This is a genomic window from Stackebrandtia sp. (assembly GCF_035643755.1).
In the GTDB taxonomy this organism is placed as follows: Bacteria; Actinomycetota; Actinomycetes; order Mycobacteriales; family Micromonosporaceae; genus Stackebrandtia.
Genome location: NZ_DASQPW010000176.1, coordinates 1 through 18,149 on the forward strand (window position 1 = coordinate 1; position 18,149 = coordinate 18,149).

General features: G+C 69.4%; 19 protein-coding genes. 10 read left to right on the top strand and 9 right to left on the bottom strand.

Annotation, left to right across the window (positions count from 1 at the left end; all coding sequences use genetic code 11):
• On the top strand, window positions 1–532 hold a 532-nt coding region (locus tag VE172_RS13070; protein ID WP_324802282.1), incomplete at its 5' end, for a nicotinate-nucleotide--dimethylbenzimidazole phosphoribosyltransferase.
• Between the two features lie 7 nt (window positions 533–539).
• Here the strand turns inward: VE172_RS13070 and gcvT are convergent.
• Window positions 540–1,649, bottom strand: coding sequence for a glycine cleavage system aminomethyltransferase GcvT (gene gcvT, locus VE172_RS13075; protein ID WP_324802285.1), 1,110 nt, complete (start codon window positions 1,647–1,649; stop codon window positions 540–542).
• 97 nt (window positions 1,650–1,746) lie between these two features.
• Between gcvT and VE172_RS13080 the strand changes: the two genes are divergently transcribed.
• The 4 genes from VE172_RS13080 (at window position 1,747) to VE172_RS13095 (ending at window position 7,666) form a co-directional block, all read left to right on the top strand.
• Entirely contained in the window at window positions 1,747–3,204 is a 1,458-nt protein-coding gene (locus VE172_RS13080) for a leucyl aminopeptidase (RefSeq protein WP_324802288.1), read from the top strand.
• A 7-nt stretch (window positions 3,205–3,211) separates the two neighbouring features.
• Window positions 3,212–3,952, top strand: a complete 741-nt coding sequence (locus tag VE172_RS13085; RefSeq protein WP_324802291.1) for an alpha/beta hydrolase — start codon at window positions 3,212–3,214, stop codon at window positions 3,950–3,952.
• A 76-nt stretch (window positions 3,953–4,028) separates the two neighbouring features.
• Entirely contained in the window at window positions 4,029–5,765 is a 1,737-nt protein-coding gene (locus tag VE172_RS13090) for a DEDD exonuclease domain-containing protein (protein WP_324802293.1), read from the top strand.
• A gap of 149 nt (window positions 5,766–5,914) precedes the next feature.
• Window positions 5,915–7,666, top strand: a complete 1,752-nt coding sequence (locus VE172_RS13095; protein ID WP_324802295.1) for a RelA/SpoT family protein — start codon at window positions 5,915–5,917, stop codon at window positions 7,664–7,666.
• A 63-nt stretch (window positions 7,667–7,729) separates the two neighbouring features.
• On the opposite strand, the gene qcrB is transcribed toward VE172_RS13095, so the two are convergent.
• Genes qcrB through ctaE form a run of 4 tightly spaced genes read right to left on the bottom strand, consistent with a single transcriptional unit; the run spans window position 7,730 to window position 11,880 of the window.
• Window positions 7,730–9,331 carry a cytochrome bc1 complex cytochrome b subunit gene (gene qcrB / locus VE172_RS13100; RefSeq protein ID WP_324802297.1) on the bottom strand — a complete coding sequence of 534 codons (1,602 nt, stop codon included), beginning with the start codon at window positions 9,329–9,331 and terminating at the stop codon, window positions 7,730–7,732.
• Window positions 9,328–10,410, bottom strand: a complete 1,083-nt coding sequence (qcrA, locus tag VE172_RS13105; RefSeq protein ID WP_324802300.1) for a cytochrome bc1 complex Rieske iron-sulfur subunit — start codon at window positions 10,408–10,410, stop codon at window positions 9,328–9,330. The genes qcrB and qcrA overlap by 4 nt, the downstream gene beginning before the upstream one ends.
• A gap of 5 nt (window positions 10,411–10,415) precedes the next feature.
• Window positions 10,416–11,222 (bottom strand): cytochrome bc1 complex diheme cytochrome c subunit, encoded by an 807-nt coding sequence (gene qcrC / locus VE172_RS13110; RefSeq protein ID WP_324802302.1) that lies wholly within the window; start codon window positions 11,220–11,222, stop codon window positions 10,416–10,418.
• 55 nt (window positions 11,223–11,277) lie between these two features.
• Window positions 11,278–11,880: an aa3-type cytochrome oxidase subunit III gene (ctaE, locus tag VE172_RS13115; RefSeq protein WP_324802304.1), complete on the bottom strand. Its 603-nt coding sequence runs from the start codon at window positions 11,878–11,880 to the stop codon at window positions 11,278–11,280.
• Window positions 11,881–12,107: 227 nt separating this feature from the next.
• Between ctaE and VE172_RS13120 the strand changes: the two genes are divergently transcribed.
• The 4 genes from VE172_RS13120 to VE172_RS13135 are packed head-to-tail and all read left to right on the top strand — an operon-like array spanning window position 12,108 to window position 14,457.
• On the top strand, window positions 12,108–12,512 hold the full coding sequence (locus tag VE172_RS13120; protein WP_324802306.1) for a hypothetical protein: 405 nt from the start codon (window positions 12,108–12,110) through the stop codon (window positions 12,510–12,512).
• A gap of 16 nt (window positions 12,513–12,528) precedes the next feature.
• Window positions 12,529–13,578, top strand: coding sequence for an anthranilate phosphoribosyltransferase (trpD, locus tag VE172_RS13125; protein WP_324802309.1), 1,050 nt, complete (start codon window positions 12,529–12,531; stop codon window positions 13,576–13,578).
• A gap of 9 nt (window positions 13,579–13,587) precedes the next feature.
• Window positions 13,588–14,124 (top strand): NUDIX hydrolase, encoded by a 537-nt coding sequence (locus VE172_RS13130; protein WP_324802311.1) that lies wholly within the window; start codon window positions 13,588–13,590, stop codon window positions 14,122–14,124.
• Between the two features lie 54 nt (window positions 14,125–14,178).
• Window positions 14,179–14,457 carry an Lrp/AsnC family transcriptional regulator gene (locus VE172_RS13135; RefSeq protein WP_324802313.1) on the top strand — a complete coding sequence of 93 codons (279 nt, stop codon included), beginning with the start codon at window positions 14,179–14,181 and terminating at the stop codon, window positions 14,455–14,457.
• Between the two features lie 3 nt (window positions 14,458–14,460).
• Here VE172_RS13135 and VE172_RS13140 read toward each other — a convergent pair whose 3' ends face one another.
• The 4 genes from VE172_RS13140 to ctaC form a co-directional block, all read right to left on the bottom strand.
• Window positions 14,461–15,318: a hypothetical protein gene (locus tag VE172_RS13140; protein WP_324802316.1), complete on the bottom strand. Its 858-nt coding sequence runs from the start codon at window positions 15,316–15,318 to the stop codon at window positions 14,461–14,463.
• A 192-nt stretch (window positions 15,319–15,510) separates the two neighbouring features.
• Entirely contained in the window at window positions 15,511–16,197 is a 687-nt protein-coding gene (locus VE172_RS13145) for an Rv0361 family membrane protein (protein ID WP_324802319.1), read from the bottom strand.
• Window positions 16,198–16,297: 100 nt separating this feature from the next.
• A complete protein-coding gene (locus tag VE172_RS13150) occupies window positions 16,298–16,735 on the bottom strand; it encodes a cytochrome c oxidase subunit 4 (RefSeq protein ID WP_324802322.1) in 438 nt (145 codons plus the stop codon).
• A gap of 12 nt (window positions 16,736–16,747) precedes the next feature.
• Entirely contained in the window at window positions 16,748–17,560 is an 813-nt protein-coding gene (gene ctaC, locus VE172_RS13155) for an aa3-type cytochrome oxidase subunit II (RefSeq protein WP_324802324.1), read from the bottom strand.
• Window positions 17,561–17,777: 217 nt separating this feature from the next.
• Here ctaC and VE172_RS13160 point away from each other — a divergent pair.
• Window positions 17,778–18,149 (top strand): aminotransferase class V-fold PLP-dependent enzyme (locus VE172_RS13160; RefSeq protein ID WP_414715095.1); only part of this gene is annotated, 372 nt, incomplete at its 3' end.

Below are 18,149 nucleotides of genomic sequence, written 5' to 3' on the forward strand. Positions count from 1 at the left end.
GGCCGTGGAGCTGTCGCCCCGGGTGCGCCGCCCCGGCGGCGTCATCGACGACAACGTGTGGATGCGGCGGGTCGCGGCGATCCGCGACGCCTTCGCCCGGCTCGGCGGCCCCGGCCGCGAGGCCCGGGTGATGCTCGGCGAACTCGGCGGCCCGGTGATGGCGACCCTGGTCGGCGCCATCGTGGGCGCGGCCGTGCGCCGCACCCCGATGCTCATCGACGGACCGGTCGCCGCCGCCGCGGCGCTGGTGTCGCGGGACTTCTCGCTGGGCGCTCCGAAGTGGTGCTACGCCCCCGACCGCCTGCCCCACCCCGTGGTCAGCGAGGCCGCCGACCAGATCGGGCTGGCCGAGCCGCTGGGCTTCGGCGTCGACCTCGGCGAGGGCTGCGCGGCGCTGCACGCGCTGCCCCTGCTGCAGGAGACGCTGACCACCGTCAGCGAGCTGTCCTATCTGCCACCCCAGCCCGAGGACGACGACGACGATGACGACGCCGACGCCGACGAGACGGCCGACGACGGCGACGCCACCTGAGGGCCGATTACTTCACGGACGGGTCGACGAACGGCGGCTTCACCACGCGCACGTCGAGGCCGCGGCCGCGCACGTCCACGGTCAGCTCGGCGCCTTCGTCCACTTCGGAGGAAGTGTCGATCAGGGCCAGCGCGATGCCGATCTTCCTGGTGGGCGAGAAGGTACCGCTGGTGGTGACGCCGACGACGCTGTCGCCCGACAGCACGTTCATGTGCGCGCGGGGAATGCCGCGCCCGGTGGCCTCCAGGCCCCACAGCCGACGCGCGGGTCCCGCGGCCTTCTCGGCGGCCAGCGCGTCCTTGCCCCAGAACGCGTCCTTCTTCCAGCCGACCGCCCAGCCGTTGCGGGCCTGCACCGGGGTGATGTCGGCGGACAGTTCGTTGCCGTGCAAGGGATAGCCCATCTCGGTGCGCAGCGTGTCGCGGGCGCCGAGGCCGGCGGGGCGGATGCCGAAGGGCCCGCCCGCGGCGATGATCGCGTCCCACACCGCCACCGCGGAGGCGTTGGGCACCACCAGTTCGTAGCCGTGCTCGCCGGTGTATCCGGTGCGGCACACGACGATCGTGGTGTCGTCCAGCACGCCCTCGTCGAAGGACATGTAGGAGTGGTACGACGGCAGGTCGAGGGCGTCGAGCACCTCGGCGGACCTCGGGCCCTGCACCGCCAGCACCGCGTAGTCGGTGTGGGCGTTGGTGACCGTGACGCCCTCGGGCGCGGCCTCGGCGAGACGGCGGGCGATCTCGGCGTTGTTGGCGGCGTTGGGCACCAGGAAGACCCGGTCGTCGGCGTAGAGGTAGGCGATCATGTCGTCGACGACGCCGCCGTTGTCGTCGCAGCACATCGTGTACTGGGCCTTGCCGGGTTCGATGCGGCCCAGATCGTTGGTGAGGCACCGGTTGACGAACGCGGCCGCGCCGTCGCCGGTGATGTCGATCTTGCCGAGGTGTGACACGTCGAACAGTCCCACGGCGGTGCGCACCGCCGTGTGTTCGGCGACCACGCCGCCGCCGGCGTACTCCAGGGGCATCAGCCAACCGCCGAACTCGGCGAACTTGGCACCGGCGACCTCGTGGCGTTCGTGCAGCGGCGAGCGGAGTGATTCAGACGTCTGAGTCATGACGCGAAACCTACCGTCTCCGCAGCGGGCGCGTACGATCGGCTGATCCGTTCGCAAGGACCGTCACCCCTGTCGCGTCTTACACCAAGGAGTCGCAGTGCCGCACCTGACAACGTCCGCCGCCGATCCGGCCACCGTGGACACCGAGGTCCTCGTCGTCGGTCTCTTCACCGGTGACGACGGCCCCGTCCTGGCGCCCGGCGCCGCGTCGGTGGCCGCCGCCTGGGAGGGCCTGACCGACGATCTGGATCTGCTGGGCGCCACGGGTGCCGCCGCGACCGTCACCAAGCTGCCGGCCGCCGGACGCCTCGGCGCCAAGCTCCTCGTCGCGGTGGGTCTGGGCAAGGAGGGCGACGTCACCGACGAGACGCTGCGCCGCGCCGCCGGGGCGGCCGCGCGCGCCGCCGCCGGGCGCGCCTCGGTCACCATCGCCATCGACGGCGACGCCGAGCAGCTCGGGCTCGGGGCGCTTTTGGGTTCCTACCAGTTCGAGGGCTTCAAGTCCGACGACCCGGACCGCAAGTGGCCGGTCGACACCGTCACGGTGCTCGGCTCCGGCGACACCGAGCGGGCGCAGGCGCTGGCCAACGCCGTCTACCAGGCGCGCGACTGGGTGAACACGCCGTCCAACCTGCTGCGCCCGTCGATCCTGGCCGACCAGGCCGCGGCCGCGGCCAACACCGCGGGCCTCGGCGTGGAGGTGCTGGACGAGAACGCGCTGCGGGCCGGCGGCTACGGCGGCATCCTCGCGGTGGGCCAGGGCTCGGAGGCCCCGCCCCGCCTGGTGCGGCTCACCTACCGCGCCCCGAACGCCACCAAGCACGTGGCGCTGGTCGGCAAGGGCATCACCTTCGACACCGGCGGCATCTCGATCAAGCCCGCCGCGGGCATGTGGGACATGATCACCGACATGGGCGGCGCCGCCGCGGTGGCCGGGACCATGCTGGCGGTCGCGGCACTGAAGCCCGGCGTCAACGTCACCGGCTACCTGGCGCTGGCGGAGAACATGCCCTCGGGGTCGGCCTACCGTCCCGGCGACGTCATCACCACCTACGGCGGCAAGACCGTCGAGGTGCTCAACACCGACGCCGAGGGCCGCATGGTGATGTGCGACGCGCTGGTGCGCGCCGCCGAGGACAACCCGGACGTCATCTACGACGCCGCCACCCTGACCGGCGGCCAGGTGATCGCGCTGGGCAAGCGCACCGCGGGCGTCATGGGCACCGACGCCGAGTGCGCGCGGGTCAAGGCGGTCGGCGAGCGGCTCGGCGAGCCGGCCTGGCCGATGCCGTTCCCCGAGGAGATCAAGAAGCTGATGGAGTCGTCGGTCGCCGACGTCAAGCAGTGCGGCACCGGCCTGGAGCGCTCGGGCCACATGCTGCAGGCGGGGGTCTTCCTGTCGCACTTCGTCGCCGAGGACATGCCGTGGGCGCACATCGACGTGGCCGGTCCGGCCAGCCACGGCGGCGAGCCGTACGGCTACACCGTCGCCGGCGCCACCGGCCGTCCGGTGCGCACCCTGGTGGCCCTCATCGAGGAGCACGCGGCGAGCTAACACCACAATGGATGAATCCGGGATCGTGCTGTACGCCGCCGACGGGGTGCGGCTGGACGCCGTGCACCTGCGCGGCGACGGCGACCTGGCGATCGTCATGGCTCATGGGTTTTCGGGTACGTGGCGCCATCCGCGTACCCGAAACATCGCCGCGACCCTGCGCCGCTTCGGCGGGGTGATCGGCTTCGACTTTCGCGGCCACGGCGGCTCCACCGGCGTGTCCACCGTGGGCGATCAGGAGATCCTCGACGTCGACGCCGCGGTGACCCACGCCCGCGACCAGGGATACTCCACGGTGGCCGTCGTGGGCTTCTCGATGGGCGCCTCGGTCGCGGTGCGGCACGCGGCCCTGCTCGGCGGCGTCGACGCGGTGGCCTCGGTGAGCGGCCCCGCGCACTGGTACTACCGGGGCACCACGATGATGCGCTGGGTGCACCGCGCCGTGGAGTGGCGGACCGGGCGGGCCTTCAGCCGCGCCGCGCTGCGCACCCGGATCGGCATCGGCTGGGAGCAGATCCCGCTCACCCCCGAACAGGTGGCGGGCAAGATATCCCCGACGCCGCTTCTGGTGGTGCACGGCGATCGCGACCGCTTCTTCCCGCTACGGCACGCCCACGCCATCTACGACGCCGCCGGGCAACCCCGGCAGCTGTGGATCGAGCCGGGCATGGGCCACGCCGAGTCCGGCACCACCCCGCCGCTGGCCCGCCGCCTGGGAGCCTGGCTGGCGGAGGCCGCGCGCCGCTGAGCTATCGAACACGACGCCCGTAAGTTCGTTCATCTCCGCTTCATCGGCTGTCCGAGGGCAGTCATACACTCCTGCCGTGCCGAGTCAATCAACAGGACGCTACGTGCAGCCGTCCTTTGAGGACCTTGGAACACCACTGTCCGAAGTGATGTTCATGGTGGTGGACCTGGAGACCACCGGCATCGCCTCGGATGCCTGCGGCATCACCGAAATCGGCGCCGTCAAGGTGCGTGGCGGCGAGGTGAGCGGCGAATACTCCACCCTGGTCAATCCCGGCGAGCCGATCGACGCGCGGATCAGCGCGCTGACCGGCATCACCGATCGGATGGTGGCCGACGCACCGTCCATCGAGGCGGTGCTGCCGTCCTTTGTGGAGTTCGCCGCCGGAACGGTGTGGGTGGCGCACAACGCCCCCTTCGACGTGGGCTTCCTGCGCGCCGCCTTCAATCGGGCGCGGCTGCCGTGGCCCCGCCCCCAGGTGGTCGACACCGTGGTGCTGGCCCGGCGGCTGGTGGACCGCAGCGAGGTGCCCAACAAGCGACTGTCCACCCTGGCGCGTTACTTCGGCGCCCGGGTCTCCCCCACGCACCGGGCGCTGGACGACGCCCGCGCCACCGTGGACGTGCTGCACGCCCTGCTGGAGCGGCTCGGCGGCCACTTCGTCCTCACCGACGATGATCTGGCCGACTTCCAGCGCGCCATCCCCGCCGCCGAACGGCGGCGCAAGCGGCACCTGGCGCAGGATCTGCCCCACTCCCCCGGCGTGTACGTGTTTCGCGACGCCGACGACCGTCCGCTGTACATCGGCACCTCGGTGGACATCGCCACCCGGGTGCGCAGCTACTTCTCCGGCGGCGAGACCCGGGGCCGGATGCGCGACATGTTGCGGCTGGCCGAGCGCGTCGAGGCCATCGAGTGCGCCCACCGCCTGGAGGCCGGGGTGCGGGAGCTGCGGATGATCGGCGGCGCCAAGCCCCCGTTCAACCGCAAGTCGAAGTACCCCGAGCGGCTGACCTGGCTGCGGCTCACCTCCGAGGCGTACCCCCGGCTTTCGTTGGCGCGCAAGCCCCCCGACGCCGGCACCCCCTGGCTGGGCCCGTTCACGTCGCGGCGCACCGCGCAGCAGGCCATGGAGGCGGTGCACGACGCGCTTCCGTTGCGGCAGTGCCGCACCAAGCTGTCGCCGCGCAAGCCGTCGTCGGCGTGCGCGCTGGCCGAGATGGGCTGCTCCGCCCCGTGCCAGCTGAAGATCAGTGTGGACGATTACGCACCGGCCGCCACCGCCTTCGCCGCGGCGGCCGCGGGCGACCCGACGGTGGTGGTGGAGCCGCTGCTGCGCCGCATCGACCGGCTGGCCCAGGCGCAGCGCTTCGAGGAGGCGGCGCAGGTGCGCGGCCGTCTGGCGGCGTTCCTGCGCGGTGCGGTGCGCACCCAGCGGGCCCAGGCGCTGATCCGGATTCCCGAGCTGGTGGCCGCCCACCCGGCCAAGGGCGGCGGCTGGGAGTTCGCGGTGGTGCGGCACGGCGTGCTGGCGGGCGCGGGGGTGAGCCCGCCCCGCACCGACCCGATGCCCACTGTGGAATCGCTGTTGGGGGACGCCGCGAGTGTCCCTCCTCACGACACGATCCTGGCCGCCGGGCGACTCGCCGAGACCGAACTGATATCCGACTGGTTGGAGTCGCCCCGGATTCGGTTGGTGCGCAGTGCATCCGGTTGGTGGCTTCCCACGCACGGAGCGGCACGCTATGGTGAACTCCTCGCACGGTTGTCGACGGCGGATGATGCACGGCGAGTAGAGTTTCCGATACCTTAATTAACAATTCAGTCGGATTGGTGACAGTCCACTGGTGTCCGCATCGGATTCCCGCGAAAGTAGGGGATGTATTGGTGAGTGTCCCCTTCCCACGGCGCCTGGCCGCCAATAGGATCGGGATACTCGTGTGTTAGTCGGAGGTGGTGACCATGCTGCGGGGACTGTTGAACCGCTCCTCCCCCGACGATGACCCATGGGGCGTGCGCGCCAGCGTCGTCAAGTTGGAACAAAGCCACCGGGCCAACAACACCACCCCGGCGATCCCCTTGCTGCGCAAGGCGTTCCGCATCGCCGAGGAAATGCACCGGGGCCAGAACCGCAAGAGCGGCGAGCCCTACATCACCCACCCGATCGCGGTGGCCCAGATCTCCGCCGACCTCGGACTGGACACCACCACCATCGCCGCGGCCCTGCTGCACGACACCGTCGAGGACACCAGCTACACCCTCCAGCGGCTGCGCGACGACTTCGGCAACGAGGTCGCCGTGCTGGTCGACGGCATGACCAAATTGGACAAGGTGTACTTCGGCGACGCCGCCGAGGCCGAGACCTTTCGCAAGCTGATCGTCACCGCCGGGCGCGACGTGAGGGTCATGGTGATCAAGCTCGCCGACCGGCTGCACAACATGCGCACCATCATCCACAAGTCGCACGCCTCCCAGATCCGGATCGCCGAGGCCACCCGGGACGTGCTCATCCCCCTGGCCGACCGCCTCGGGCTGTACGTCATCAAGCGCGAACTGGAGGACATCGTCCTGTCCACCGTCGACCCCGACGTCTACCGGGAGATCGACGACTATCTGGAGTGCAACACCGAGCGCGCCGACTGCGTCGCCCAGGCCTCGGCCGCCCTGCGCTACGCGCTGCGCACCTCCAAGATCGACGCCCAGATCCTCGACCGCCCCCGCCACCACTACTCGGTGTACCGGGAGATGGCGGTCAACCCCCGGCGCGGCCCCCAGGACCCGCCCCGCGTGGTGCTGCTGGTCGACGGCCCCATCACCGACTGCTACGCCACCCTCGGCGAGGTGCACCGGCTGTGGCGCCCGCTTGCCGGCCGCTTCAAGGACTTCATCGCCACCCCGAAGTTCAACCTGTACCAGTCGCTGCACACCTCGGTGATCGGCCCCGGCGACGAGCCCATGGACGTGCTGATCCGCACCTCCGCCATGCACCGCACCGCCGAGCTGGGCATCGTGGCCCACCTGGCCGGCGAGGACAACGACGGCTCCCCCACCGAACTGACCTGGCTGCATCGCCTGCTGGACTGGCAGTCCGACGCCATCGACTCCGGCAGGTTCCTGGAGTCGCTGCGCTGCGACCTGTCCGACGAGCAGGTCCTGGTGTTCACCACCTCCGGCGGCCAGCACATGCTCCCGGTCTCGGCCACCCCGGTCGACCTCGCCTACTGCATGGGCGCCTCCGACGGCGACCGGCTGATCGGCGCCTACGTCAACGGGCACCTGGCGCCGCTGTCCACCCAGCTGTCCGAGGGCGACCTCGTAGAGACCATCACCGCCGACGCCGCCAGCGGATACCCCGGCCCGTCCCGGGAATGGCTGCTGACCGCCCGCACCCCGCAGGCGCAGTTGCTGATCTCGCAATGGTTCGCCGGATACCGCGGCCCGCACACCACCGAGTCCGCCCGCCAGCTGGGCGGCCAGCGCACCCTCACCGACCGCATCGAGGCCGGGCGCCACGCCGTGGAGTCGGCGCTGCGGGTGCGCGACCGGGGCCTGGCGTCCACCGAGCCGCTGATCCGGCTCGGCCTCGACCTCGGCTACCCGGACCTGGACGCGCTGTACATGGCCGTCTACGACAAGAAGCTGGACGCCCTGGAGCTGGCGGACAAGCTGATCGCCTCGGTGGACCGCCAACCGCAGCCCGAGCTGGCCCCCTGACACGAAACTCGCCCCGCACCGGCTGAGACCGGTACGGGGCGAATCCTCGCTTTCCTTGGCGCCCTAGGACTTCCCGGCGCCGACTTCCTTCTTGGGCTCCTCGCCCTCGACCGCCGGCGGCTCGGCGTCGCGCGGCTGCTCGATCGGCTTGAAGAAGCCCTTGATGGCCGGCGCCAGCGCGCCCACCTTGTTCATCTTCTTGGGCACGACCCAGCCGTTGTACTCCAGCTCGACGTGACCGTGCTCGTCCGGGGCGCCCAGCGGCTGGTGCACCTCGTAGAAGCGGCCCTGGGCGTCGCGGCGCAGGATGCCGGTCTCGATGCCGTGCGACAGCACCTCGCGGTCGTGCTGCTGCAGACCCAGGCAGATCCGGTGCGCGATGTAGAACGAGATCACCGGGACCACCACGATGCCGATCCGGCCGGCCCAGGTCATCGCGTTCAGGCTGATGTTGAACTTGTCGGCGATGACGTCGTTGGTGCCCGAGATCGTGGTGATCAGGAAGATGCTGGTCACCATGGCGCCCACGCCGGTGCGCGTCGGGTTGTCGCGCGGCCGCTGCAACAGGTTGTGGTGCGCGGAGTCCTTGGTGAAGCGGCGCTCGATGAACGGGTAGAAGATCGGGACGGTGAAGGCCACGCCCATGCCGATGACCGCGGGCCAGAAGACCGCCGGGAGCGTGAAGCCCCACAGGTGGATCTCCCAGGACGGGAACAGCCGGACCAGGCCCTCCAGGAACAGCACGTAGTAGTCGGGCTGACTCGCCGACGACACCACCGACGCCTCGTACGGACCGAACAGCCAGATCGGGTTGATCTGGAACAGGCCGCCCATGAGCGCGATGACCGCGAACACGAGCATGAAGAAGCCGCCCTGTTTGGACACGTAGTTGGGGAACATCCGGAAACCGACCACGTTGTGCTCGGTGCGTCCGGGCCCGGGCCACTGCGAATGCTTCTGCGCGAAGACCAGTCCGACGTGGATACCGATGAGCGCCAACAGGATGCCCGGTATCAGCAACACGTGCATGATGTAGAAGCGGGTGACGATCACGTCGCCGGGATAGCCCGAGCCGCCGAACAACAGGTTGTTGGCCCAGGTGCCGATCACCGGAACGGACTCGGTGATGCCGCTCATGATCCGCAGACCGGTGCCCGACAGGCCGTCGTCCGGAATGGAGTAACCCATCAGGCCCTCGAAGAAGGCCAGGATGAACAGGATCGCGCCGATCACCCAGTTGGTCTCGCGCGGCTTGCGGAAGGCGCCGGTGAAGAACACCCGGCCCATGTGCACCAGGATGGCCGCCACGAACAGCAGCGCCGCCCAGTGGTGCATCTGGCGGATCACGAGGCCGCCGCGGACGTCGAAGGAGATGTGCAGCGTCGACTCGTACGCCTTGGACATCTCCAATCCCTTGAGCGGGATGTAGCTGCCGTGATAGTGAACCTCCACCATGGAGGGTTCGAAGAACAGGGCCAGGAAGGTGCCCGTCAACAGCAGCACGATGAACGAGAACAGCGCGATCTCGCCCAGCAGGAACGACCAGTGGTCCGGGAAGACCTTGGTCATCAGGGACCGGGCCGGCTTGGCCAGCTTGAACCGGTCGTCCAGTTCGCCGCCGATCTTTCCCGGCAGCTGCTTCATGTCGAACTTGCGGCGTTTCATGCTTCACGCTCCCAGAAGGCGGGTCCGACCGGAACCAGGTAGTCGGATGTCGCGTAGAAGAAGCCCTCGTCGTCCACGTCGATCGGCAGCTGCGGCAGCGCCCGGGTCGCCGGGCCGAAGACCGGCTTGGCGTTGTCGGTTACCTGGAACTGCGACTGGTGACAGGGGCACAGCAGTCGGTTGGTCTGCTGTTCGTACAGGCTCGCCGGGCAACCCACGTGGGTGCAGATCTTCGAGTGCGCCACGAAGTTGTTCCACTGCGCGTCCTTGTACTGCGAGAACGCGTTCTTCCGGGTCTCGGCGGCGTCGTCGTCGCGCAGGTGGATCAGCAGGGTCGGCGATTCGGCGTGCTTGTTGGTGGCGCCGTCCGGAATGGACGGGAAACAGGTCACCTGGCCGCCGACGGCGACCATGCTCGGCTTCAGCTCGGTGCCGTCCTTGAGCATCAGGCGCACCGGCTTGCCGTCGTTGTACTTCTTGGCGTCGAAACCGGTGTGGTAGTACGAATCCCCGGGCGGCTTGATGAGCGCGCCGATCGGGGCGATCGCGGCCAGGCCCAGCGGCGCGGCGCCGAACAGCAGGGCGCGGCGCAGCAGCGGGCGGCGCCGGATGCCGGTGTCGTCGAGCACGGTGGACACCGTGGCGCCGGCGATCACGCGGTCGGCTTCGGACGAACCGCCGTCGTGGCGGTCCTGCACCAGCTCCTCCTTGGGCAGCAGCTTCTTGGCCCAGGTGAGGATGCCGATGCCCAGCCCGCCCAGGGCCAGCGTCAGGCACAGCCCCAGCATCGGGGTGTACCACTTGCTCATGGTGGAGGCCTGGCCGTACGAGTAGTGCCAGGGCCAGAACGCGTACACCACGACGAAACCCAGGGCACCCAGACCGGCGATCACGAAGCACAGCGCGATGAAGCGCTCGACGCGGCGCTCCTCCGGCGTGTTCGGCTTCGGAAACGCGGGTTCGTAATGCAGGATCTCGATGCCGTCGCGCCGCAGCCCCTCCTTGACGATGTCGAACTTCGTCAGCTTCGGGTCGGTGACGTCGACCGGCTCGTCGGGCGAATTGTGCTTATCGGTCATGGCAGCTACGACTTCCCCGCTATCCACAGTGTGGCCAGAGCCAGCGTGGTGATTCCCACCAGGAAGATGGCCAGACCCTCGGTGGAGGGGCCGAACCGTCCCAGCGTGAACGGACCACCCGGGTCCCGGTCGTTGTTGAGGTACTCGATGTAGGCGATGACCTCGGCCTTCTGCTCGGCCGACAGCTGGTTGTCGGCGAACACCGGCATGTTCTGGGGCCCGGTGAGCATGGCCTCGTAGATCTGGTCGGTCGGCACGTCGCGCAGCGAGGGCGCGTACTTGCCGGACGACAGGGCGCCGCCGCCGGTGGCGAAGCCGTGGCAGCTGGCACAGTTGACCCGGAACAGCTCGCCGCCGGAGGCGACGTCGGCGTTGGCCACGGCGTCGGCCAGCCACTTCTTGTCGGGGGCCTCGGGGCCGCCGCCCAGCTTCTGGATGAAGGCGGCCAGCGCCTCGGCCTGTTCGGGGGTGAACACGGCCTCCTTGCGCTCGGCCTGGGCCTCCTGCTTGGCCATGGGCATGCGGCCGGAGTTGACCTGGAACTCCACGGCGGCACCGCCGACGCCGATCAGGCTGGGCCCGCGGCCCTTGACGCCCTCGGCGTTCTTGCCGTGGCAGCTGACGCAGCTGTTGTCGAACAGCTCCTTGCCCTCAGCGGCGAGCTTGTCGAAGTTCTGCTTGGGCTCGTCGGCGTAGATCCCGGGGGCGAATGCCGTGTAGATCCCGCCGACCAGGGCGAGGGCGCCGACGAAGCGGGCCAGCGCCCCCAGGCGCCTGCGCCACCGGTGCCGGTGTCTTACGGGTGCTGCCACGATGGTTGCCTCACCTTTGCGTAAATGTCCAATATGTTGTTTCAGGGCTTTGCGGCTATTTCAGGAAGTAGATCATGGCGAAAAGCGCGATCCAGACGACATCCACGAAGTGCCAGTAGTACGAGACCACGATCGCCGAGGTGGCCTGCGCGGGCGTGAAGCGACCCATCGTCGTTCGTATCAGGAAGATGATGAACGCGATGAGACCGCCGGTCACGTGCAGTCCGTGGAAGCCGGTGGTCAGGTAGAACATGGTTCCGTAGCCGTCACCGTTGATCTTGATGCCCTCGCCGACCAGGGTGCGGTACTCGTTGGCCTGGCCCAGAACGAAGATCAGGCCCATGATGAAGGTGACGGCGAACCAGCGGCGCAGGCCGTAGACGTCGCCGCGCTCGGCGGCGAAGACGCCCATCTGGCAGGTGAACGACGAGGCCACCAGGATCAGGGTGAACACCGCCGCGTAGGGAATCGTCAGTTCCCTGGTGTGATCGGCCCACAGTTCCGGCGCCGCCGCCCGAATCGAGAAATACATCGCGAACAGGGCCGCGAAGAACATCAATTCGCTGGACAGCCACACGATCGTGCCGACGCTGACCATGTTGGGGCGGGTCAGCGAGTGGATTCGCCCGGGGTCAATGGTGCTTTCAGCCGCAGTCACGCGGTCATTATTGCCGCTGATCTTCTACGACTTGTGGCGGGGGGCGCCTCCTCCGCGTGTCGTGTGTGGCCGGTGAGTTTAACCGCAGGATATGGGCGTGGGCAACGCGTATCGTGGCGGGGCGGTGACGCCGGCGGCCTCGCGACCGCGCCCGGGCGTCGCCCGCGCGGGGCGGTAGGCTCGCACTCGTCCGCCGTCCGTCGTCCTCATTTTGGAAGATGTTTCGCATGAGCACCTACACCGTCATCTTGTACAGCGACAACCCCAAGGTGCGTCACGCCATGCGCATGGCCATCGGCGAGAACCCGGCCGCCGACGTCGCCATCGAGTACCTCGAGGCCACCGGCTACGACGAGGCGATCCGCCAGATCGACACGTTCGAGATCGACCTGATCCTGCTGGACGGCGAGGCGCAGCCCGCCGGGGGCATGGGCATCGCGCGGCAGCTGCGCGACGAACTGGACGAGCCACCCACGTCCTGTGTGGTGTTGAAGCGCTCGGCCGACCGCTGGCTGGCCGCCTGGTCGCGCGCCGACGAGACCCTGACCCACCCGCTGGACCCGATGCGGACCGGCGCGGCCGTGGTGGAGATGCTGCGCAAGCACGGCGCCGGCACTCCCGCCCCCGCGTAGGCGAGGGGCGGCGGGCATGACGGAACACAGCTGGCCGTCGGTGCTGGCGGGCCTGTTGTCGCGCCGCGAGCTTTCGGTCGACGAGACCCGCTGGGCGATGCGCGAGATCATGGCCGGGGAGGCCACCGACGCGCAGCTGGCGTCGTTCGCGGTCCTGTTGCGCGCCAAGGGGGAGACGCCCGGCGAGATGCTGGGTCTGGTGGAGGCGATGCTGGGCGACGCCCGGCGGCTGCGCCTCGACTTCGACTGCGTCGACGTGGTGGGAACCGGCGGGGACGGCGCGCACACGGTGAACATCTCCACCATGGCGTCCATTGTGGTGGCGGGCGCCGGGGTACCGGTGGTCAAGCACGGCAACCGCGCCGCGTCCTCCAAGAGCGGCTCGGCGGACCTGCTGGAGGCGCTGGGGATCCCGCTGACCATGGGGCCCGAGGGCGTCGAGCGCTGCGTGCGCGAGGCGGGGATCGGTTTCTGCTTCGCCGCCGCCTTCCACCCGGGGATGCGCCACGCCGCGGCGCCGCGCCGCGAGATGGGCGTGCCCACCGCCTTCAACTTCCTGGGGCCGTTGACCAACCCGGCGCAGCCGCGCGCCGGCGCGATCGGGTGCGCCGACGTCCGGATGGCGCCGGTGATGGCGCGGGTGCTGGCCGATCGCGGCGCCTCCGCGCTGGTGGTGCGCGGCGAGGACGGACTGGACGAGCTGACGCTGGCCGCGCCCACCCGGGTGTGGCTGGTGGCCGGTGGCGAGGTGCGCGAGACCGAGGTGGACGCCGCGGCCCTCGGCCTGGACCGGGCGCCGCTGTCGGCGCTGCGCGGCGGCGAAAGCCTCTACAACGCCGAGGTGGCGCGCGAGGTGTTCGCGGGCAAGGACGGCGCGGTGCGCGACGCGGTCGTCCTCAACGCCGCCGCGGCCTTCGCCGCCTTCGACGGCCTGACCACCGACATCACCTCGAACGTGGACGCCGCGCTGTCGCGGGGTCTGGATCGCGCCCGGGCGTCCATCGATTCGGGCGCGGCGGCCGATACCCTCGCCCGCTGGGGCACGGTGGCGCGCGCCGCCGGATAGGGTGGGCCGATGTCTCAGGCCAGCGTCAAGTCGGCGTCCCGCGCGAAGGCGTTCGCCTACAAGGTCTTCTACCGACTGCCCAAAATGGTGCGTCGCCGGATCGTGCGGATCGCCACGCCCACCTACACCGTGGGCGCGGTCATGCTGGTGTACTCGCTCGACGAGTCCCAGGTGCTGCTGCTGAACCAGCCTCCCGGCTTCGGCTGGGGGCTGCCCGCCGGCCTGATCGAGCGCGGCGAGCGCCCCGAGGCCGCCGCGGTGCGGGAACTGTCGGAAGAGACCGGGATCGCGCTGACCCTCGACGACATCACCGCCGCCGCCCCCGCGGCCGTGGTGCACACCCGGGGCCGCTGGGTGGACGTCGTGTTCACCGCCCACCTCGACCCCGAGCGGGTCGACCTGGTGGTGGACGGCGCCGAGGTGCTGGACGCCAAGTGGTGGCCGGTCGACGCCTTCCCGCCCATCACGGTGGCCGCCTCCCGGCTGCTGGCGCACTACGGTCTGGGCCCGTACGCCGACTATCCGGTGTCGGCGCGCGTGGACTGAGCGTTGGCTATTGTCGGCTCATCCGCTTCACCCCGTGACAAGGAGTCTTCAGCCGTGATCACCGCGATCGTGCTCATCGAGTGCGCCACCGACTCGATTCCCGAAATCGCCCAGAACATCGCCGAGCTGCCCCACGTCACCGAGGTCTACTCCACGGCCGGACACGTCGACCTGATCGCGATGGTGCGGGTGCGCGAGTTCCCGCAGATCGCCGACGCCATCGCCGGCGGAATCTCCAAGGTGGAGGGCGTGGCCGACACCGAGACCCACATCGCGTTTCGGGCCTACTCCAAACACGACCTCGAGGACACATTCGCCATCGGCTTCGAGTGAGTCTCACGGCGCCACGCAGCCGCATTCGGGGTGCGGATCCCAGCGGCGCCGGAAGAAGCGCAGCGACGGCGTGAGCCGGATCGTGGCGGCCTCGGCGAGGCACTCCTCCCCCGCGATGTGTTGCAGCACCACCATCGCCGCCCACGACGCCGCCATGGTCAACAGGGGCGCCTCCAGGTGGTCTCCGGTGTCCACCGGGGCGTAGCCGGGCAGCCCGTCGCGGTAGTGCAGCGCGACGCAGGCGGCGCAGGGGGTGCGGCCCGGGCGCACCAGGGGGCCGACGTGCACCACGCCGTCCAGTGTCGACACCACGAGGTAGGGGCGCGACCGCATCGCGCAGGCCCGGGCGGCGAGCTCGGCGGGCTGCGGCGGGTTCACCAGCACCGTGAACGTGGGCTTGGCGCGGCGGCCCTCGTCGGCGCACCACACCTGGCCGAGTTCGGAGCGGCGCAGGGTCGCGGCGATCTCGCGGGCCAACGGCCCGGCGGCGTTGACGAACACCCGATGGCGGCGCCGCGAGGCCAGCAGGCGGCCGGGCGCCGATCCCCGGCGCAGGGCCAGCGCCTTCGCCTCGGGCGTCAGCGCCGCCGCACGATCGGCGGCATCGGCGTCCAGGAGGAAACCGTTGCCGCGCAACAGTTTCAGCAGCGCCTCAGCCTCGTGGCCGGGTATGCCGAGGCGGCGGGCGCTGACGGCGTAGGCGGCGTCGTCGAGCCAGTTCTCCAGGCGGTCGAGCAGCTTGGCGACGCGGCCGTTGGGAACCTCCAGCCGACAGGCCCGTTCGGGATCGGCCCCGAGCTGGATCAGGTTGGGCGCCAGGACGACGCGGGGCAGGTCGGGAATCAAGGTGAATCGACTCATGGGCTCAGCATGCCGACCGTCACGTTAAGTCACCGTTAAGTGACGGCGAGGATTTCCCCGACGCGCGAAGCGCGGCAGAAACAACGCGGGCGCCGTGGTCTTGCGTAAGCAAGACACACGGCGCCCGCGTTCTCGTGGTGTCCGCCCGACGGTCTCGGGTGGACACCACGTGTGGTTCGAAACGCTCTGGTGCTAGAGCGAGGACTTGCTGAAGCAGGTCTTCCAGTCGCCGTCTTCCTTCTCGACGTCGACCTTGGAGGTCTTGCCGTCGGATTCGACGGTCACCGTGGCGGAGTCGCCGTTGACCTCTTCCTTCGTCACCGACCAGTCCTTGATGTTCCCGCTGTCCTTCGCCGCGTTCTTGGCGAACTCATCGGCGAACTCGTCCTCGGACTTGCCCGACGCCTTGACGGCCTCGTCGATCGAGTCCTGGTCCTGCTTGCACAGGGAGTCCTTCAGGTCCTGGTAGTTGCCGCTCACCGCGGCGTTCACGGTCGACTCGACCGCGGCGGTCGGGCCCGAGGACCCGAACACGAAGAAGACCAGAACCAGGATGACCCCGATCAGGACCACGGCGCCCACGCCCAGGCCGACGAAGAGACCGGTCTTGCTCTTCTGCGGCGCCGCGGGCGGCATGAAGCCCTGGCCCTGCGGCTGCCCGTAACCGGGCTGCTGTCCATAACCAGGCTGCTGCTGCCCGAAGGCGGGCTGCTGCGGCTGTTGCCCGTAGCCGGGCTGCTGGCCATACCCCGGTTGCTGCTGGCCATAACCGGGCTGTTGCTGGCCGTACCCTCCGGGCTGTTGCCCATAGCCAGGCTGTTGCTGGCCGTACGGGTCCTGGTTCGGGTACTGGCCGCCGCCTTGGGGCGGGTACGACATGTCGAGACTCCTGATCCATGGGTGGCGATGACAAACTCATCGGCGGCACAACTGTAGCCGACGGCATGAGGCCCAACCGGGCGGATTGGAGCAAAACCGGCTACTCGCTGGCCTTGCGGGTCGACGTGTAGTACTCGAAGGTCAGCCCGCACGTGGTGACCAGCACCGCCAGCAGGCCCACCGCCAAAAGCCACACCATCCAGAACACCAGGCCGAGGCCCGCGATGGTGGCCGACAGCGCGATGCCGAAGGGCCAGTAGCTGCCCGGCGAGAAGAAGCCGACTTCGCCCGCGGCGTCGGCGATCTCGCCGTCCGGGCGGTCCTCGGGCCGCGGGTCCAGGCGGCGCGCCACGAAGCTGAAGAAGCCCCAGCACATGCCGCACAGCAACCCGGCGAGGATCAGCGCGACGAAGCCGATGAACTCGATCTTGCCGCCGTGGGAGCCGCCGCTGTCGTGCCAGGTCCACCAGCCGTAGACGGCCGCGAAGACCCACAGGCACGCGGTGATCATGCCGAAGAGGCGGGATTCAGTCTTCATTCCGATTCGCTCCTAGCTCGCCTTTTTCGAATCGGGCTTGGTGTCCCACGGCTTGGTCGTGGTGGCGTACGGGTCCTCGCCGATGCCCTTGAGGGCCTGCGGCGTGGTCAGACCGTCCTTGAGCTCCTGGAGGAACTTGTCGTACTGCTTGGACGACACGGCGCGCATCTCGAAGTTCATCATCGAGTGGTAGGCGCCGCACAGCTCGGCGCAGCGGCCCACGTAGGCGCCCTTCTGCTCGATGTTGACCTCGAACTGGTTCTTGAAGCCGGGCATGACATCGCGCTTGAACAGCAGGTCCGGCACCCAGAAGGAGTGGATGACGTCCTGGGACTTCTCGGTGAAGCGGATGCGCTCGTGGGTGGGCACCACCAGGACGGGCACGTAGCCGCTGTCGCCGACGGTGGAGACGGGCTTGCCGTTGTCGCCCTTGACCTCCGGGTAGCTGAACTCCCAGTTCCACTTGAACGCGGTCACGGTGATCTCGCGGTCGGGGTGGGCGGTCAGCTTAGTGACGTCGGTCTGGATCGTGGCGGTGTAGTAGAACAGCACCGCGATGATGATGAACGGGGTGACCGTGAACAGCAGCTCCATCGGCAGGTTGTACCGGGTCTGCACCGGGAGCTCATCGCTCTTCTTGCGGTAGCGGATCACGCACCAGAAGATCAGACCCCACACGAACACGCCCACCGCCAGGGCGGCGATCGCCGAACCGACCCACATGTTGAACATCTCGTGGGACTGTTTGCTGATGTTGTTACGCGGCCATCCAAAGTAGAACGCGTCCTTGACCGAACAACCCGCCAGCACCGGAAGCAACAGCACACCGGTAACCGCGAGACCAAGGACACGACGCGAGCGGCGCGGGGGCGCGGACGACGGACTTTCGACCACCTGCTCAAGCCTTTCTGGCCATTGACCGGGCTTGCGTTCAGTGTGGACATACCACACCCACGAAGCCGACGAAACGCTGTGAGCCTACTTGGCGGACGAGGCCCGAAACTGCCGGGGGGTGCGAATTTCTACGGCGTGTCGTTCAATAGTGGGTATGACCTCCACATATCTCGACGCGGCCTCGGCGGCCCCCGTCCACCCGGTGGCTCGCCAGGCACTCGAGGCGGCATCGCACGAGGGCTGGATGGATCCGGGACGGCTGTACACGGGGGCGCGGCGGGCCCGTCAGCTGCTGGACGCCGCCCGCGAGACCGTCGCCGAGGTGCTGGGCGCCCGGCCGGACGAGGTGTCGTTCACCGCCAACGGGACCCAGGCGGTACACGCGGCGATCCTCGGCGCGTTGAACGCGGGCCGCCGCCGCGGCGACCTGTTCATCCACAGTGAAGTCGAGCACTCCGCGGTGCTGCACGCCGCCCGCTGGCACACCGACCGCGGCGGCCGCGCGGCGCCGGTGGGGGTG

Coding starts and splice junctions, on each gene's coding strand:
- gcvT (WP_324802285.1), bottom strand. CDS start 1,649: ATGACTCAGACGTCTGAATCACTCCGCTCGCCGCTGCACGAACGCCAC.
- VE172_RS13085 (WP_324802291.1), top strand. CDS start 3,212: ATGGATGAATCCGGGATCGTGCTGTACGCCGCCGACGGGGTGCGGCTG.
- VE172_RS13095 (WP_324802295.1), top strand. CDS start 5,915: ATGCTGCGGGGACTGTTGAACCGCTCCTCCCCCGACGATGACCCATGG.
- qcrB (WP_324802297.1), bottom strand. CDS start 9,331: ATGAAACGCCGCAAGTTCGACATGAAGCAGCTGCCGGGAAAGATCGGC.
- qcrA (WP_324802300.1), bottom strand. CDS start 10,410: ATGACCGATAAGCACAATTCGCCCGACGAGCCGGTCGACGTCACCGAC.
- VE172_RS13120 (WP_324802306.1), top strand. CDS start 12,108: ATGAGCACCTACACCGTCATCTTGTACAGCGACAACCCCAAGGTGCGT.
- trpD (WP_324802309.1), top strand. CDS start 12,529: ATGACGGAACACAGCTGGCCGTCGGTGCTGGCGGGCCTGTTGTCGCGC.
- VE172_RS13130 (WP_324802311.1), top strand. CDS start 13,588: ATGTCTCAGGCCAGCGTCAAGTCGGCGTCCCGCGCGAAGGCGTTCGCC.
- VE172_RS13140 (WP_324802316.1), bottom strand. CDS start 15,318: ATGAGTCGATTCACCTTGATTCCCGACCTGCCCCGCGTCGTCCTGGCG.
- VE172_RS13145 (WP_324802319.1), bottom strand. CDS start 16,197: ATGTCGTACCCGCCCCAAGGCGGCGGCCAGTACCCGAACCAGGACCCG.
- VE172_RS13150 (WP_324802322.1), bottom strand. CDS start 16,735: ATGAAGACTGAATCCCGCCTCTTCGGCATGATCACCGCGTGCCTGTGG.